We start from the raw sequence: 16,369 nt of genomic DNA, 5'->3' as shown, positions 1-16,369 counted from the left end.
TAGGGGGAAGTCCCAATGACAAGTGTGGCAATTATGCTAGAAGTTGCTAGCTCCGCGTAGCGGCTTTGTTCAACAGCTTATTGAACACCACTTTGGGGGTTTATAACACCCCAAAACGGCGTATATTACATGGCTCAATAGTTCCACTAAATAACTACAATGTAAACAAGTAATTACGTATGTTATAAAATCACCGTTGTTAAAATACCCCAAAACGACTTTTAATAATGTTATTGGACAAAATACAAGCAACTGTCTATATATACAGTATCAGACTTAAATAATTGAATATCATTTATGAAATCTCTCTTTCTAACCATGATTAAAGATCATATGTATAGCAAGCGTTATGCAAAGAGCACTATTGAAGCTTATTTGTTTTGGATAGCTGCCTATATCCGCTTTAATAATATGCAACACCCAAGCTCTATGGGGGATACTCAAGTGGAATTATATTTAAATCATTTAGTAAACTCGCAAAATGTAGCGCAAGGCACACAAGCCCAGGCATTGAATGCGCTAAGTTTTCTATATAAAGAAATAATTAAAAGTCCTCTCTCATTATCATTAGATTTTGTAAAAAGTGAACGCCCTAGGAAATTACCCGTTGTGCTTACACAAACAGAAGTTTCAGCGTTATTTAAACACTGTATTACAAAGCATTATTTAGCGTGTGCACTACTTTATGGTAGCGGTATGCGGTTAATGGAGGTACTACGTTTGCGGATACAAGATATTGACTTTGATTATAACTGTGTTCGAATTTGGGATGGTAAAGGGGGCAAAAATCGTGTTGTAACGCTTGCAGGAGAACTGATACCACAAATACGAACACAAATTCAATTAGTCGATAATTATTTACAATTAGACCTAAATAACCCGCTGTTTTGTGGCGTGTATATGCCGCATTTATTACGTAAAAAATATCCAAATCATAACAAACAGCTGGGTTGGCAATATTTATTTCCATCTTATAAACTCAGTATTGATCCTGAGAGTAAACAGCTAAGGCGCCATCATATTGATGAAAAGCAATTACAGCGCGCTGTAAAAAAAGCGGCTTTTAATGCACACATTAATAAACACGTTACGCCACATACTTTGCGCCACTCATTCGCTACGCACTTACTGCAAAGCGGCGCTGATATACGCACAGTACAAACACAACTCGGGCACAGCGATATTCGTACAACACAAATATATACCCATGTTTTACAGCAAGGTGCTAATGGTGTTATTAGCCCTTTTTCAAGATTATAAGCTTCCCTATTTAAAACAAAAAAGCACAACCCACACGAGTTATGCTTTTTTAATTAATCTTAAACCAACTCATTTTACAAACGAATGCCGCCGTCTATTTCTACTACGCGACCGGTAAAAAAGTCGTTTTCGATAATATATTGTGCGGTATGGGCTATTTCTGCAGTTTCACCTAAACGCCCTACTGGGGTTACGCTAAGCATGCGCTCTTTAGCTTCTGGTTTCATTACGTCGGTCATTGCGGTGCTTATAACACCTGGTGCAATTGCGCCTACGCGAATACCAAAACGGCCAAGCTCTTTAGCCCATGTAGTAGTAAGCGCTACAACGCCTGCTTTTGAAGCAGCGTAGTTTGTTTGCCCTATGTTTCCGGCGCGCGCTACACTCGACATATTAACAATAACGCCGCCTTTGCCCGACTCAATCATATGGCTGGCAGCTTCTCGGCCTGCCAAAAACACGCCAGTAAGGTTTACGTCTATTACTGATTGAAATTGCTCAAGCGACATTTTTTTAACTACTTTGCCGTCTTTTGCTTTAATAAACATGCCATCGCGTAAAATACCGGCGTTGTTGATCAATACACCAATATGGCCAAAGTCGCTATTAATGGTGTTAAATACCGCTTCCATTTCGCTCTCGTTGGTAACGTTGGCAGCGTAGCCTTGAATACTCGTAGTTACGCCGTCAAGTTGACTTAATTGCTCAGTTGCTGTGTTAAGTGCATCTTGCGCCATATCGATTAGGGCAATGTTTGCGCCCATTTTTGCAAACTTTTGCGCCATGGCAAAACCCAAGCCTTGTGCGCCACCGGTTATTACTACCGTGTTATTTTTAATTTCCACGCGTTACCCCTACTTCGAAAATAATTTAAATATGGCACTAAAATCTTCAGTACCCGCACCTTGGTGCTGCAGTGTAGCGTATAAGTCGTTGGCCATTGAGCCCATTGGCGTGGCTGATTTACTTTGTTTTGCTGCTTCCATTGCCAAGCCTAGATCTTTCGCCATTAGATCGACCATAAAGCCTGGTTTGTATTCGTTACTTGCAGGAGCCGACTCCATTACACCTGGGCACGGGTTATATAACTCTAACGTCCAGTTACGCCCTGAGCTTGCGGTCATTATGTCGCTAAGCACTTTAGGATCTAGGCCATTATTTATACCCATTTGTAGTGCTTCGCTGGTGCCTGCCATTAAAATGCTCAACAGCATATTATTACATATTTTTGCTACTTGCCCTGCGCCAATGTCGCCTGCATGAAAAATATTTTTGCCCATATCAACCAGCACAGTATTGGCTTTGTCGAACGCGGCTTTATCGCCACCTACTATAAAGGTAAGTGTGCCGGCGGTTGCGCCTGCAACGCCACCCGATACCGGTGCATCTACAAAGCTAATACCTTGCTGTGCTAACTCTTTACCAACCACGCGCGCCGATTCGGCATCTATGGTTGAGCAATCAATAACTAAGGTGGTTTTGCTTAAGCTGTTAATTAGCCCGTTTTCGCCCAAATAAAGCGCTTTAACATGCTTGCCAGCAGGTAACATGCTAATAAGTATGTCTACGTTGTTGGCACATTGCGTTGCATCTGCGGCTGCGTTTGCACCTTTGCTTTTTAGCTCGTTAACTGTATTTTGGTTTAAGTCGAACACACTTACTGTGTGCCCTGCTTTAATAAGGTTTGCCGCCATTGGCCCACCCATATTGCCTAAACCAATAAATCCTATATTGAGTTTGCTCATAGCTTTAGCCTTGTTGTAATTGTTTAAGTGGGTGGTTATTGCCATAGCGATCTTCAAAAAAGCTATCTACCACTGAGCTTGGCACGTCGCTGAGTGTTTTGTATTGCCAGTTTGGCGCACCGTCTTTGTCGATTAACAATGCACGTATACCTTCTTGAAACTCACCCACTTCGCCGGCACGTACCGACATACCTAGCTCCATTCTAAAACACTCAGCAAGGCTTTTGCCTTTACTGGTTTTTAATTGGCGGCTTACTAACGCACAGCTTAGCGGACAACCATGCTTAAGCGATTTTTGCGCTTTTAGTAGCCATTTGTCGTCTGTGTTTAAGTTTAAAATATAGTCAACCTGTTGTTGTAGCGTAGTAAACTCAGCAAGTTCTTGAATAGTTGCCAAATTTGCTTTGATATTACCTTTAGGTAAACGCCCTGATTGCTGATCTAAATCAGTTAACAGCGTAGTAAGTTTTTCGTGATTTAAGCTGGCCGTTTTACCCCACTTAATGCTGAGTAAACCCGCTAAAAGTGCATCGTATTTGTCTGCTTTTACATAGTGATCGGCAAGGGCAACAAAACGGGCATCGTCGCAATTTATAGACGCTGACGTAAGCCCTAAAAATAATCCAACACTGTGAGGCATTTTATGTAAAAAATAACTGCCGCCAACATCTGGGTATAAGCCAATAGTTTGCTCAGGCATTGCTATACGCGATGTTTCGGTTACTACGCGGTGGCTTGCACCGGCCATTAAGCCTAAGCCGCCGCCCATTACAATACCGTTACCCCACACTAATAATGGCTTTTCGTAACAGTGAATTAAATAGTCAAGGCGATACTCTTGCGTAAAAAAATCCTCTACTAAGTCGCTTGCGCTGCCTTGAGCCATAGCGTGGTGCAAACTTACAACATCGCCGCCAGCACAAAAGGCTTTGTCGCCTGCGCCTTTTAATACCACCATGGCAATACTGCTGTCTTGCGCCCATGCTTTTAGTTGCGGCTCTAATAGTTTGATCATTTCAAAATTAAGGGCGTTTAACGACTTTGGTGCATTTAGCGTAGCAAACGCTATTAAAGCACCGTTTGACGCGGTTGCCGTTTCGAATACGACTGCGTCATCTGCATGATTTAATAATGTTAAGCCGCTCATTAGCCGTTCACCCAATTTGCACGACGCTTTTCTAAAAAGGCACTTACGCCTTCTTGCTGATCTTCGGTGTCAAATAAGGCCACAAATAACTCACGTTCTAGCGGTAAAATGCTCGCCATAGGCTGATGACGCCCTTTTTGAATCAATGTTTTACATGCTGCAACCGAAGACGGACTTTGATCGGCCACTTGGTTAGCTAGTTTAAGTGCTGCAGCAAAGCTTTCGCCTTGTGGAACAACTTCTTCAATTAAGCCAATTTGCAGTGCTTTGTCGGCTTTTAAGCGCTCGCCACATAAAATCATGCGTTTTGCCCAGCCTTCGCCAACCAGCCATGCTAGGTTTTGTGTACCACCAGCGCACGGTAGTAAACCTACTTTAGCTTCAGGAAGCGCCATTTGTGCTTGCTCTTCAGCAATACGAATATCACACGCGAGTGCTACTTCTAAACCACCGCCCATGGCATAGCCATTAATAGCCGCAACCGACACGCCCCTAAAGTTACTAAGTGCTTCAAATGCTTCGCCAAATACGCGCGACATTTCGGCGGCTACGCCTTTATCGCCACCGGCAAACAAGTTTAAGTCGGCACCGGCACTAAAAAACTTTTCGCCTTCGCCGGTAAGCACTAGTGCATAAATATTTTTATTTTTGTTTAGCTTATTAACGGTGTTTTTTAAGGCAATTAATGTGTCTTTGGTCCAGGTATTTGCTGGCGGGTTTGACATAGTTAATATGGCTACATGACCTTCGGTCGTTAATTCAATGCTAGGATTAGACTTAGTATTTGACTCTGACATAAATAACTCCTTATAAAACTTCGCTGGCTGACTCTGCTAAAATACGACGCGCTATAATAACGCGCATAATTTCGTTAGTGCCTTCTAAAATTTGGTGTACACGTACATCACGTACATGGCGCTCTAATGGGTATTCTTTAATATAACCATAGCCACCATGAATTTGCAGGGCGTCGTTACATACGGTAAAGCCCACATCGGTTGCAAAACGTTTTGCCATAGCACAATACGTGGTTTTTTCGCTGTCGTTATTATCAAGCTTAAACGCAGCCAGCCTTACCATTTGGCGCGCGGCTACAAGCTCGGTGTTCATATCGGCAATTTTAAACTGCAGCGCTTGAAACGCGGCCAGTGGTTTACCAAACTGAGTACGTTCTTTTAAATATTCGCGGGCCGTATTAAGCGCCGCTTGCGCCGTGCCAATTGAACAGGTTGCAATATTAATGCGCCCACCATCAAGGCCTTGCATAGCAAATTTAAAACCTTCGCCTTCTGCACCTAATAAGTTATGCGCCGGAATACGTACATCTTCAAAGCTAATTAAGCGTGTAGGTTGTGCGTTCCAGCCCATTTTTTCTTCGGCTTTACCGTATTCAACACCTTTAGCGTCGGCAGGCACTATAAAGGCCGAAATACCTTTAGGGCCATCGCATCCGGTGCGCGCCATCACCACTAATACTTCGGTTTCGCCCGCGCCCGAAATAAACATTTTTGAGCCGTTAATTACGTATTCGTCGCCATCGCGTACTGCTTTGGTTTTTAGCGATGCGGCGTCTGAACCAGAGCCTGGCTCTGTTAAACAATACGATGCCAGTAAGTCGCCAGTAACTAGTTGTTCGCAGTATTTGTCTTTAGCGGCGTCAGTACCAAAGCTTGCTACCATCCAAGTGGCCATATTATGTATGGTTAACATGGCTGTTGTTGCGGTACAGCCCATAGCAAGTTGTTCAAAAATAATGCTTGAATCTAAGCGCGATAAGCCAAGGCCACCGGCTTCTTCTGGCGTGTAAAGGCCACAAAAACCTAGTTCGCCTGCCGCTTTAATCGTGTCTTTAGGAAAAATATGTTCGCGGTCCCACTTAGCAGCGTAAGGTGCGAGTTCTGAGTCAGCAAACTGACGTGCTGTTTGAGCAAATGCTTGCTGATCATCTGATAAATTAAAGTCCATATAGACCTCTTCAATTAGTTATGTGTTGTCTAGGTGATTAGTGAAGAGCAACGAAGGTAATAGGAGTTACCTTCGTGCCCTTCTTTATTATTAATTATGCTTTTTAAACTATTTATTATGAGTAATTACTTTAAGTTAATGCTCATATTTGGACCCGACGCTATGTCGTCTTCAAACCAACGTGAAGTAATGGTTTTAGTTTCGGTATAAAAACGAATACCTTGCTTACCGTAAGTGTGAGTGTCGCCATAAAACGAGCCTTTCCAACCAGTAAACGAAAAGAACGGCAGTGGCACCGGAATTGGCACGTTAATACCTACTTGGCCTACTTCAATTTCGTGTTGGAACTTACGCGCAACCGCGCCGCTTGAGGTAAACAGCGATGTGCCGTTACCATATGGGCTGTCGTTTATTAGCGCAATGGCTTCATCTAATGTATCTACAAACATACACGCCAGTACGGGACCAAAAATTTCTTCTTTATATAAGTCCATGTCTTTAGTTACATCGGTAAACAACGTTGGGCCTACCCAGTTACCTTGCTCGTAGCCTTCAACCGTAAAGTTTGAGCCGTCAATTAAACACTTAGCGCCTTGCTCTTTACCACCGGCAATAAGCGATAAAATACGTGCTTTTGCAGCCGGTGACGTTTGCGGGCCATACGCTGCGCCTGCATCATCCCATACGCCTGGGCGTACACCTTCAAAACCCGCTTTAATTTCATCAACCCAGTCTTTTGCTTGGCCAACAAATACCGCAACCGAAATACCCATACAACGCTGACCAGCGGCACCAACCGACGCGCCAACTAAGTTATTTACCACATGCGATTTGCTGGCATCAGGCATAATAACCATGTGGTTTTTAGCACCCACACACGCTTGTACGCGTTTAAGATTTGCTGTGCCTTTTGAATAAATATAAGCGCCAACGCCACACGAGCCAACAAACGAAATAGCGCGTACTGCTTTATCCTCTAATATGCGATCTACTTGTGGTTTTGTACCATGTACTACTTGTAACACGCCTTTTGGCGCGCCAGCTTCCATAAATAACTCAGCTAAGCGCATTGGCGTAAGTGGATCTTGTTCAGACGGTTTTAAAATAAAGGTGTTACCACACACAATTGCCAGCGGAAACATCCACAATGGGATCATTGCCGGAAAGTTAAACGGCGTAATACCCGCACACACACCTAATGGTTGCATGTAAGAATACGTATCGATTTTACGCGCTACGTTTTCCATGGTTTCGCCCATCATTAATGACGGTGCGTTAGCCGCTTGCTCAACTACTTCAATGCCACGCCATACGTCGCCTTTAGCGTCTTCAAAGGTTTTACCCAGCTCATGACAAATAATAGTGGCAAGCTCGTCGTGATGCTCTTTTAATAGCGCAGCGTATTTCATCATAATGCGCGCACGTTCAGTAATTGGCACATCTTTCCACGTTTTAAACGTTTCTGAAGCCGAGGCAATAGCTGCATCCATTTCTGCGTCTGTGGTGCAAGGTACTTGGGCTAGCACTTCTTGGTTGGCTGGGTTTATTACGTCAATAAGTTCTTTTGAGCTTGATTGAATAAATTCGCCGTTAATCAGTAGTGGTACTTGGTGCATAATTAAATCCTGTTTTATAAGAGTGTTAGTGCAGCTTTATTATTATAATTAGCGCTGCATTGATTATTATTTTATGATAAAAAATTAAAGTGCTTCTACTGCCATGGCCACGGCTTCACCGCCACCAATACATAAAGACGCTACGCCTTTTTTAAGGCCGCGATTTTTAAGTGCATGAATAAGCGTTACTAAAATACGTGCGCCGCTTGCACCAATTGGATGGCCCAATGCACATGCACCGCCGTTTACGTTTACTTTGTTTTCATCTAGTTTAAGCTCGTTAATAGCAAGCATAGTAACCATGGCAAACGCTTCGTTAATTTCCCACAGGTCAACATCGGCTGTAGTCCAACCGGCTTTTTCTAGTACCTTGTTCATTGCGCCCACTGGCGCTACTGTAAATTCGCTTGGTTTTTGAGAATGCGTGCTGTGCGCTACAATTTTACAAAGCGGGGTTAAGCCCTGCTCTTTGGCTTTTGACTCGCTCATTAAAATAAGTGCTGCGCCACCGTCTGAAATTGACGATGAGTTAGCGGCTGTAATAGTGCCGTCTTTTTTAAATGCAGCACGCAGGCTCGGAATTTTTTCTGGGCGGGCATTACCTGGTTGCTCGTCAATCGCAACGGTAACGTCGCCTTTGCGTGTTTGCATAGTGTGCGGTGCAACTTCGTTATTAAAGCTGCCGTTTTCAATTGCGGCTTTTGCTTTGGTAAGCGAGCTTAGTGCAAAGTTATCCATTTGTTCACGGCCTATACCGTATTCATCAGCGGTGTCTTGTGCAAAACAACCCATTGCTTTGTTGTCGTAAGCATCTTCAAGGCCATCGCTCATCATGTGATCTTTAATTTCGCCATGCCCCATGCGCATGCCGCCGCGAGCTTTAGGAATAAAGTACGGTGCATTACTCATACTTTCCATGCCACCAGCCACTGCTGAGTTTATAGAGCCCGCTTTAATTAGATCATGTGCCAACATTGCCGCTTTTAAGCCAGAGCCACACACTTTATTTATAGTGGTAGCGCCCGTGCTAAGTGCTAGGCCTGCTTTTAACATTGCTTGACGAGCAGGCGCTTGGCCTACACCAGCAGGTAATACACAGCCCATAATTACTTCATCAATAGCATCTGTGCTTAGGCCTGTTTCTGCCAATGCACTAGCAATAGCGGTTGCCCCCAGCTCAGTTGACTGCGCATCATTGAGTGCGCCCATAAATCCCCCCATAGGGGTGCGTTTTGCTGCTACAATAACAACGGCTTCAGTAGTCATAAAAAGGCTCCATTTAGTAATTGGCCCCGTGCAATTTAATGCGCTGAACCAAACAATTTATTTATAATCTGTTTACGAGCATACATAATATTTACGTTTACGCCAACGTAAATCTAAAATCAACTTTTAGTTGACTGTAAAAACTGTAAACTTATTTGTATTATGTTTCATTACACTTCAGTAAAAACGCCTACGCAGGCTTTAAAGCCTAACTTTAATGAAAGTTTACTCGCCATTTTCATTAGTCTAAAGTATTACACAAACATCTTACTTTACCTTTACGTAAACTTCACTTATATTGGGGTTATTCGAATGAGGTAAAACACTATTATGAAACCAGATAATCAAACAAGCTTTGCAACGTCGGCCACTGTGCCTGCCAATAATGAACAAACTTTTAGTATTAGCGAACTCGCAAAGGAGTTTGACATTACCACCCGCTCTATCCGCTTTTATGAAGACCAAGGGCTTGTTACGCCAAGTAGAAATGGCCAAACCCGTATTTACTCTAAACGCGATAAAGTCCGCTTAAAATTAATTTTACGTGGTAAACGCTTAGGTTTTACGCTGGCAGAAACAGGACGTTTGTTTGAACTTTACGACGCCGACAAATCAAGTGCTAAGCAGCTGGTAACTATGCTGGACCTTATTAGCGAGAAAAAAGCCGACCTATCACAACAAATGGACGACATTAAAGTTGTTCTTATGGAATTGGTAACAGCCGAGCGCCGTTGCCGCGACACACTTAATAAAATAGATGAGTAATACGCGGTATTAACTTAATCAATCACACAGGAATGAATCATGAGCACTATTTCACTATATAAAGAAATGAACTTTGGCCTTGGCGAAACCGCCGATATGATCCGCGGACATGTAAACAGCTTTGCCAGCCAAGAAATTGCCCCACTAGCCGAAAAAACTGACCTTGATAACGCTTTCCCAAATCAACTTTGGCCACAAATGGGCGAAATGGGTTTATTGGGAATGACAGTAGCTGAAGAATTTGGCGGTGCTGGTTTAGGTTATTTAGAGCATGTTATTGCCATGGAAGAAATTAGCCGTGCAAGTGCTTCTATTGGCCTAAGCTATGGTGCGCATTCAAACCTGTGTGTAAACCAAATTAATCGTAACGGCACGCAAGCCCAAAAAGAAAAATACTTGCCTAAGCTTATTAGCGGTGAGCACATTGGTGCCCTTGCTATGAGCGAGCCAAATGCGGGTTCAGACGTAGTTTCAATGAAACTTAAAGCCGAGAAAAAAGGTGATAAGTACATTTTAAACGGTAATAAAATGTGGATCACCAATGGCCCAGATGCGCATACTTTAGTTATTTACGCTAAAACCGATTTAACTGCCGGCGCAAAAGGTATTACTGCATTTATTGTAGAGAGCGACTTTCCTGGTTTTTCAACCGCGCAAAAGCTCGACAAACTTGGTATGCGTGGCTCAAATACCTGTGAACTGGTATTTGAAAACTGCGAAGTACCCGAAGAAAACATTTTAGGTAACTTAAACGAAGGCGTTAAGGTATTAATGAGCGGCCTAGACTACGAGCGCGTAGTACTTGCAGCAGGCCCACTGGGTATTATGCAAGCGTGTATGGATATTGTTGTACCTTATATTCATGAGCGCAAACAGTTTGATACGCCTATTGGTCAGTTTCAGTTAATTCAAGGCAAAGTAGCCGACATGTATACGCAAATGAACGCCGCACGCTCGTATGTATATACAGTGGCTCGCTCGTGTGATCGCGGTGAAACCACCCGTAAAGATGCTGCCGGTGCTATTTTATATGCAGCAGAGCTGGCAACTAAAATGGCGCTAGATGCCATTCAAATTTTAGGTGGCAATGGTTATATAAATGAATACGCAACGGGCCGCCTATTACGTGACGCCAAATTATATGAAATTGGTGCAGGTACCTCAGAAATACGCCGTATGCTAATTGGCCGCGAACTTTTCACTGAAAGCCGTTAAGGATTAAATAATGACGATTTTAACATCGAGCGTTAATCCTCACGATCCAACGTTTGTACAAAACCATAAAAATATGTCGGCGTTGGTAGATGATTTACGTAATAAAGTGGCAACCATTAGCCAAGGTGGCGGCGCTGCATTAAAAGAGCGCCACGAAGGCCGCGGTAAATTATTTGTACGTGACCGTATTAGCACTTTAATTGACGAAGGTTCGCCATTTTTAGAAATTTCGCAATTTGCCGCCTTTGGTGTTTACGAGCAAGAAATTGCGTGTGCCGGTGTAGTAGCAGGTATTGGCCGTGTTAAAGGTGTTGAATGCATGATTATTGCAAACGATGCCACGGTTAAAGGCGGTACTTACTTTCCGCTAACGGTTAAAAAGCATTTACGCGCGCAAGATATTGCTGAACGTTGCCATTTACCTTGCATTTATTTAGTTGATTCGGGCGGTGCAAACTTGCCAGAGCAAGATGATGTATTTCCCGATAAGCTGCATTTTGGTCGTATATTTTACAACCAAGCCCGTATGTCGGGTAAAGGTATTCCACAAATTGCTGTGGTTATGGGTTTATGTACCGCAGGCGGTGCCTATGTACCGGCCATGGCCGATGAAAGCATAATTGTAAAAGATCAAGGCACTATATTTTTAGCGGGTCCGCCTCTTGTTAAAGCTGCAACCGGTGAAGTAGTAACCGCCGAAGAGCTTGGTGGTGCCGACGTGCACTGTAAAACATCGGGAGTTGCCGATCATTACGCGCAAAATGACGAACATGCGTTGTCGATTGCGCGCCAATGTATAGCGCGTATTAATTACACCCGCCCTACTGCGCCGTTGCTAGAGGAAGTTAAAGCACCTCGTTATGATATTAACGAGCTTTACGGCATTGTTGGCACCGATCTTAAAAAGCCATTTGATGTACGCGAAGTAATAGCGCGCACAGTTGATGACTCATCGTTTGACGAATTTAAACGCTACTTTGGCGAAACCTTAGTAACGGGGTTTGCGAGTATTTATGGCCACCCAGTGGGCATAGTCGCTAACAACGGTATTTTGTTTAGTGAGTCGGCGCAAAAAGGCGCGCACTTTATTCAGCTATGTACGCAGCGCAACATTCCTTTAGTATTTTTACAAAACGTAACCGGCTTTATGGTAGGTAAAAAATACGAAGCCGAAGGTATAGCTAAACACGGCGCTAAAATGGTTATGGCGGTATCGTGCGCCGATGTGCCTAAATTTACCGTACTGATTGGTGGCTCATATGGCGCAGGTAATTACGGCATGTGTGGCCGTGCATTTGAACCTACCATGATGTGGATGTGGCCCAATGCGCGTATTTCTGTAATGGGCGGCGAGCAAGCAGCCGGTGTAATGACGCAAGTTAAGCAAGACGGTTTAGCCCGTAAAGGCCAAAGCATGAACGAGCAAGAAGTAAGTGACTTTAAACAGCCAATAATTGATCAGTACGAAGAGCAAGGACATCCGTATTATGCCAGCGCCCGCTTATGGGATGACGGCATTATTGATCCTGCCGACACACGTAGCGTTTTAGGACTTGCCTTAAGTGCCGCTAGTAATGCACCAGTGCAAGAGTCAAAATTTGGCGTATTTAGAATGTAATCGGAGCGTAAAATGTCAGTTACTCTACAAATAACAAAATCAAATGTGGCGGTACTCGTTTTAAGCCGCCCCGAAAAACGCAATGCATTTAACAGCGAAGTCATTCAAGAGCTTATAAAATGTATTGAACATGCTAATACGCTCGATATTCGCGCCTTGGTGTTAAAAACTGAGGGCAAACATTTTTCAGCCGGTGCCGATTTAGCCTGGATGAAATCGATGGCAGATAACAATGTTAACGATAATTTAGCCGATTCAATGCAGTTAGCTAAATTAATGCAAGTGTTAGCAACAAGCCCGCACCCTACTATTTGTGCCGTGCAAGGTGCTGCGTTTGGTGGCGCTTTAGGTTTAATTGCCTGTTGCGACATTGCAATATGCCAAGACAATGCACAATTTTGCCTAAGCGAAGTAAAGCTGGGGCTTATTCCTGCGGTTATTAGCCCTTATGTAATTAAAGCCATTGGTGAGCGTGCAGCGCGTAGATACTTTTTAACTGCTGAGGTGTTTGATGCGCATACCGCTAAGCAACTTGGGTTAATTCATCAAGTAACCGGTAATTTAGAATGTGCGCTCGACGCTATGCTGCAAACATTGATTGATAATGGCCCGGTTGCAGTAAAAGCGGCAAAAGCACTTATTAACGATGTAGCAAATAAAGAAATAACCGATGAGCTAATTGAGCTTACCGCTCATCGTATTGCCAAAATTCGTGTATCGGATGAAGGCCAAGAAGGCTTAAGCGCTTTTTTTGACAAACGTCCACCACAATGGCAACTGTAGGATTAATTATGAACGTAAATAAATTACAAAAAATACTCATTGCTAACCGTGGTGAAATAGCATGCAGAATAATGCGCAGTGCTAAATTAATGGGCTTAACCACAGTTGCTGTGTATTCAGACGCTGATAAACACGCGCAGCATGTAAAAATGGCTGACGAAGCCTACCACATTGGCCCAGCGCCAAGTAAAGACTCGTATTTAGTTGCCGATAAAATACTGCAAGTAGCAAAAGACAGCGGCGCAGATTGTATTCACCCTGGTTATGGGTTTTTGTCTGAAAACAGCACGTTTGCCAACGCATGTGAAGCAAATAATATTGTATTTGTTGGACCACCAGCAAGCAGCATTGAAGCTATGGGCTCTAAAACGCGTGCTAAAGAAATTATGGCCGCGGCTAATGTGCCATTAGTACCTGGTTATTATGGCGACAAGCAAGATCCTGCTTTTTTACAAGCAGAGGCCGAAAAAATTGGCTACCCGGTACTGATCAAAGCAGCATTTGGTGGCGGTGGTAAAGGCATGCGCGTGGTAAATCATGCTAATGAATTTATTAGCGCACTTGAAGGCGCACAGCGTGAAGCCGTTGCTGGTTTTGGTAATGACCTTGTATTGCTAGAGCGTTACGTTAACCAACCACGCCACGTAGAAGTACAAGTGTTTGCCGATAACCACGGTAACTGTGTTTATTTAGGCGATCGTGACTGCTCGTTGCAACGTCGTCATCAAAAAGTAATTGAAGAAGCCCCTGCCCCGGGTTTATCAGACGAGTTGCGCAAAGAAATGGGTGAAGCCGCGGTGCGTTGCGCTCTTGCAATAAACTATCGCGGTGCAGGTACAGTTGAGTTTTTACTGTGTGGCGATGAGTTCTTCTTTATGGAAATGAACACGCGTCTGCAAGTAGAGCACCCGGTTACCGAAATGGTTACTGGTGTTGACTTAGTTACGTGGCAAATTAATATTGCGGGCGGGCAAACACTGCCATTCAAACAAGCTGATATTAAATTGCAAGGCCACAGCTTTGAAGCGCGTATTTACGCTGAAGACCCTGCTAATGAGTTTATTCCGTGCTCAGGCACAATTGAAGCACTTTATACTCCGCTAAACAGTGAGTTTGTGCGCATTGATACTGGCATTGCAGCCGGCGACGAAATTAGCCCATATTACGACCCCATGATAGCCAAGTTAATTGTGCATGATGATAATCGCGAACAAGCGCTGAGCCGTTTACAACACGCGCTTGAGCAATTTCACTTAGCGGGCTTTAGTACTAACATTGGCTTTTTACATAACTTAGCTGTGCACCCTAGCTTTAAACAAGGCGCGCCTAGCACTCACTTTATTGCCGAGCAAGGCGATTCGTTAGTGGCGGTTGATCAATCTCTGCGCCAAGCAAGCCAGCTTATTGCAGCCTTTACTTATTTAGAGCAGCTAGTTAGCACTCAAGAAGCGCCAAATACAAGCCCTTGGCAACAACTCAGTGGCTTTGCTCTAAATGCACCGCAAAGCGTTAAAATTGCGTTTGTTGATTTAACCCTTAATGCGGTTAAAACGAATAATGGCTACAGTATTACCCATAATGAGCACGTATTTAATGTTCAAGGCAGTTTAAATAATGGCCTTTGTAGTGTATTTATAAACGGTGAAAAACACACAGCCCACGTAAGTCGCGTTAATAACGTGATCACCGTAATGCACAAAGCACTACAAACTCGCCTAGAGCTAGTAAATAAGCACTATATTAGCGATCACCAAAGTGATGCCCTGCCTTTAGCTGCGCCACTTAATGGTACGGTAGTAAAACACTTAGTTGAGCTTGGCAGTAGTATTACCAAAGGTGACCCTGTGGTTATTATTGAAGCGATGAAAATGGAATATACGCTCAACGCCCCGCACGATGGTATTTTACAAAGCTATTGTTTTGCCGAAGGTGAACTAGTAAGCCATGGCGCGTTACTGGCTATAGTTGAAGATACGACAGTTGCAAGTGACCCTGCTGAGGGAGGCGCATAATGAGCGTTTTTCCGCAAAAAGTACGTATTGTTGAAGTAGGCGCGCGCGATGGCCTACAAAACGAAAAAGCAGTAACCACTGCCGACAAAGTAGCGCTTATTAACGCGCTTGCTGCTGCGGGTTTAAAAGACATTGAAGCCGGTGCGTTTGTATCCCCTAAATGGGTGCCGCAAATGGCAGACTCAGCTGATGTGATATCGGCTCTTGATTTGCCCGATGTAAACTTAAGTGCGTTAACCCCTAACTTAAAAGGCGCACAAGCTGCGCATGCCGCTGGAATTAAAGAATTTGCCATATTTACAGCGGCTAGCGAATCGTTTTGTCAAAAAAACATTAACTGCAGTATTGAGCAAAGTATTGAGCGTTTTAGCGACGTTATGGAGTTTGCCAAAGCGCATAACATTAAAGTACGCGGCTATGTAAGTTGTGTTTTAGGTTGCCCGTATGAAGGCGAAATAGACCCTCAAGCTGTACTTTATGTTAGCCAAAAGCTACTCGCACTGGGCTGTTATGAAATAAGCCTTGGCGATACCATAGGTGTAGGCACGGCTAAAAAGGTAACTGAGTTACTTACTTTGCTATTACAGCACATTGATAAGTCGCAGCTTGCAGTGCATTTTCATGACACTTACGGCCAAGCGCTCACAAATATTTACGCGGCACTAAACTTAGGTATAGCAACGGTTGACGCGGCAGTAGCAGGCCTTGGTGGTTGCCCTTACGCTAAAGGAGCGTCAGGAAATGTTGCCACCGAAGATGTAGTTTACTTACTGCAAGGGCTTGGCATTGAGCACGCAATTGATTTACAAAGGCTTAGTGATGCAGGATGGCAAATAACAAAAGCGCTTGGCAAACAACCCGTAAGTAAAGTGTCGATTGCATTGCATGCTAAATAACATCCCCAATAATTTTTATACAAAGTATTTATAAACTAACTATCATATAGTTAGTTAAACAATTTAAGCACACAATGAGGA

General features: G+C 43.6%; 14 protein-coding genes. 7 read left to right on the top strand and 7 right to left on the bottom strand.

What is annotated here, in order from left to right; all coding sequences use genetic code 11:
* Window positions 1–297 precede the first annotated feature (297 nt).
* Window positions 298–1,260, top strand: a complete 963-nt coding sequence (locus tag J5X91_RS07575) for an integron integrase (RefSeq protein ID WP_129545978.1) — start codon at window positions 298–300, stop codon at window positions 1,258–1,260.
* Between the two features lie 74 nt (window positions 1,261–1,334).
* On the opposite strand, the gene J5X91_RS07570 is transcribed toward J5X91_RS07575, so the two are convergent.
* The 7 genes from J5X91_RS07570 to J5X91_RS07540 all read right to left on the bottom strand — a co-directional run bounded on the left by J5X91_RS07570 (window position 1,335) and on the right by J5X91_RS07540 (window position 8,999).
* The gene (locus J5X91_RS07570) at window positions 1,335–2,105 is read right to left on the bottom strand and encodes an SDR family oxidoreductase (RefSeq protein ID WP_129545786.1); all 771 of its coding nucleotides are present in this window, start codon (window positions 2,103–2,105) and stop codon (window positions 1,335–1,337) included.
* Between the two features lie 9 nt (window positions 2,106–2,114).
* Window positions 2,115–3,005, bottom strand: a complete 891-nt coding sequence (mmsB, locus tag J5X91_RS07565; protein ID WP_086996141.1) for a 3-hydroxyisobutyrate dehydrogenase — start codon at window positions 3,003–3,005, stop codon at window positions 2,115–2,117.
* Window positions 3,006–3,009: 4 nt separating this feature from the next.
* Window positions 3,010–4,152 (bottom strand): enoyl-CoA hydratase/isomerase family protein, encoded by a 1,143-nt coding sequence (locus J5X91_RS07560; protein WP_208834345.1) that lies wholly within the window; start codon window positions 4,150–4,152, stop codon window positions 3,010–3,012.
* Window positions 4,152–4,949 (bottom strand): enoyl-CoA hydratase, encoded by a 798-nt coding sequence (locus tag J5X91_RS07555; RefSeq protein WP_011328137.1) that lies wholly within the window; start codon window positions 4,947–4,949, stop codon window positions 4,152–4,154. Before J5X91_RS07555 ends, J5X91_RS07560 begins: the two co-directional genes overlap by 1 nt.
* Before the next feature lie 10 nt (window positions 4,950–4,959).
* Window positions 4,960–6,117 (bottom strand): acyl-CoA dehydrogenase family protein, encoded by a 1,158-nt coding sequence (locus J5X91_RS07550; protein ID WP_011328136.1) that lies wholly within the window; start codon window positions 6,115–6,117, stop codon window positions 4,960–4,962.
* Window positions 6,118–6,242: 125 nt separating this feature from the next.
* The gene (locus tag J5X91_RS07545) at window positions 6,243–7,733 is read right to left on the bottom strand and encodes a CoA-acylating methylmalonate-semialdehyde dehydrogenase (protein WP_011328135.1); all 1,491 of its coding nucleotides are present in this window, start codon (window positions 7,731–7,733) and stop codon (window positions 6,243–6,245) included.
* A gap of 84 nt (window positions 7,734–7,817) precedes the next feature.
* A complete protein-coding gene (locus tag J5X91_RS07540; RefSeq protein WP_208834344.1) occupies window positions 7,818–8,999 on the bottom strand; it encodes an acetyl-CoA C-acyltransferase in 1,182 nt (393 codons plus the stop codon).
* Window positions 9,000–9,329: 330 nt separating this feature from the next.
* Between J5X91_RS07540 and J5X91_RS07535 the strand changes: the two genes are divergently transcribed.
* Genes J5X91_RS07535 through J5X91_RS07510 form a run of 6 tightly spaced genes read left to right on the top strand, consistent with a single transcriptional unit; the run spans window position 9,330 to window position 16,288 of the window.
* Entirely contained in the window at window positions 9,330–9,764 is a 435-nt protein-coding gene (locus tag J5X91_RS07535) for a MerR family DNA-binding transcriptional regulator (protein ID WP_011328133.1), read from the top strand.
* A gap of 39 nt (window positions 9,765–9,803) precedes the next feature.
* Complete coding sequence (locus J5X91_RS07530) at window positions 9,804–10,979, top strand: isovaleryl-CoA dehydrogenase (RefSeq protein ID WP_011328132.1); 1,176 nt, start codon at window positions 9,804–9,806, stop codon at window positions 10,977–10,979.
* A 10-nt stretch (window positions 10,980–10,989) separates the two neighbouring features.
* A complete protein-coding gene (locus tag J5X91_RS07525; RefSeq protein WP_182677685.1) occupies window positions 10,990–12,597 on the top strand; it encodes a carboxyl transferase domain-containing protein in 1,608 nt (535 codons plus the stop codon).
* A 12-nt stretch (window positions 12,598–12,609) separates the two neighbouring features.
* The gene (locus J5X91_RS07520; protein WP_011328130.1) at window positions 12,610–13,380 is read left to right on the top strand and encodes an enoyl-CoA hydratase/isomerase family protein; all 771 of its coding nucleotides are present in this window, start codon (window positions 12,610–12,612) and stop codon (window positions 13,378–13,380) included.
* Between the two features lie 8 nt (window positions 13,381–13,388).
* Complete coding sequence (locus J5X91_RS07515) at window positions 13,389–15,392, top strand: acetyl/propionyl/methylcrotonyl-CoA carboxylase subunit alpha (RefSeq protein ID WP_208834343.1); 2,004 nt, start codon at window positions 13,389–13,391, stop codon at window positions 15,390–15,392.
* Window positions 15,392–16,288, top strand: a complete 897-nt coding sequence (locus J5X91_RS07510; protein ID WP_179806576.1) for a hydroxymethylglutaryl-CoA lyase — start codon at window positions 15,392–15,394, stop codon at window positions 16,286–16,288. The genes J5X91_RS07515 and J5X91_RS07510 overlap by 1 nt, the downstream gene beginning before the upstream one ends.
* Window positions 16,289–16,369: the final 81 nt, after the last annotated feature.

Source organism: Pseudoalteromonas sp. K222D (genome assembly GCF_017653575.1).
GTDB classification, from domain to species: Bacteria; Pseudomonadota; Gammaproteobacteria; order Enterobacterales; family Alteromonadaceae; genus Pseudoalteromonas; species Pseudoalteromonas nigrifaciens.
Note: the sequence above shows the minus strand (reverse complement) of the source record. Positions and strands in the feature narration are given on the sequence as shown.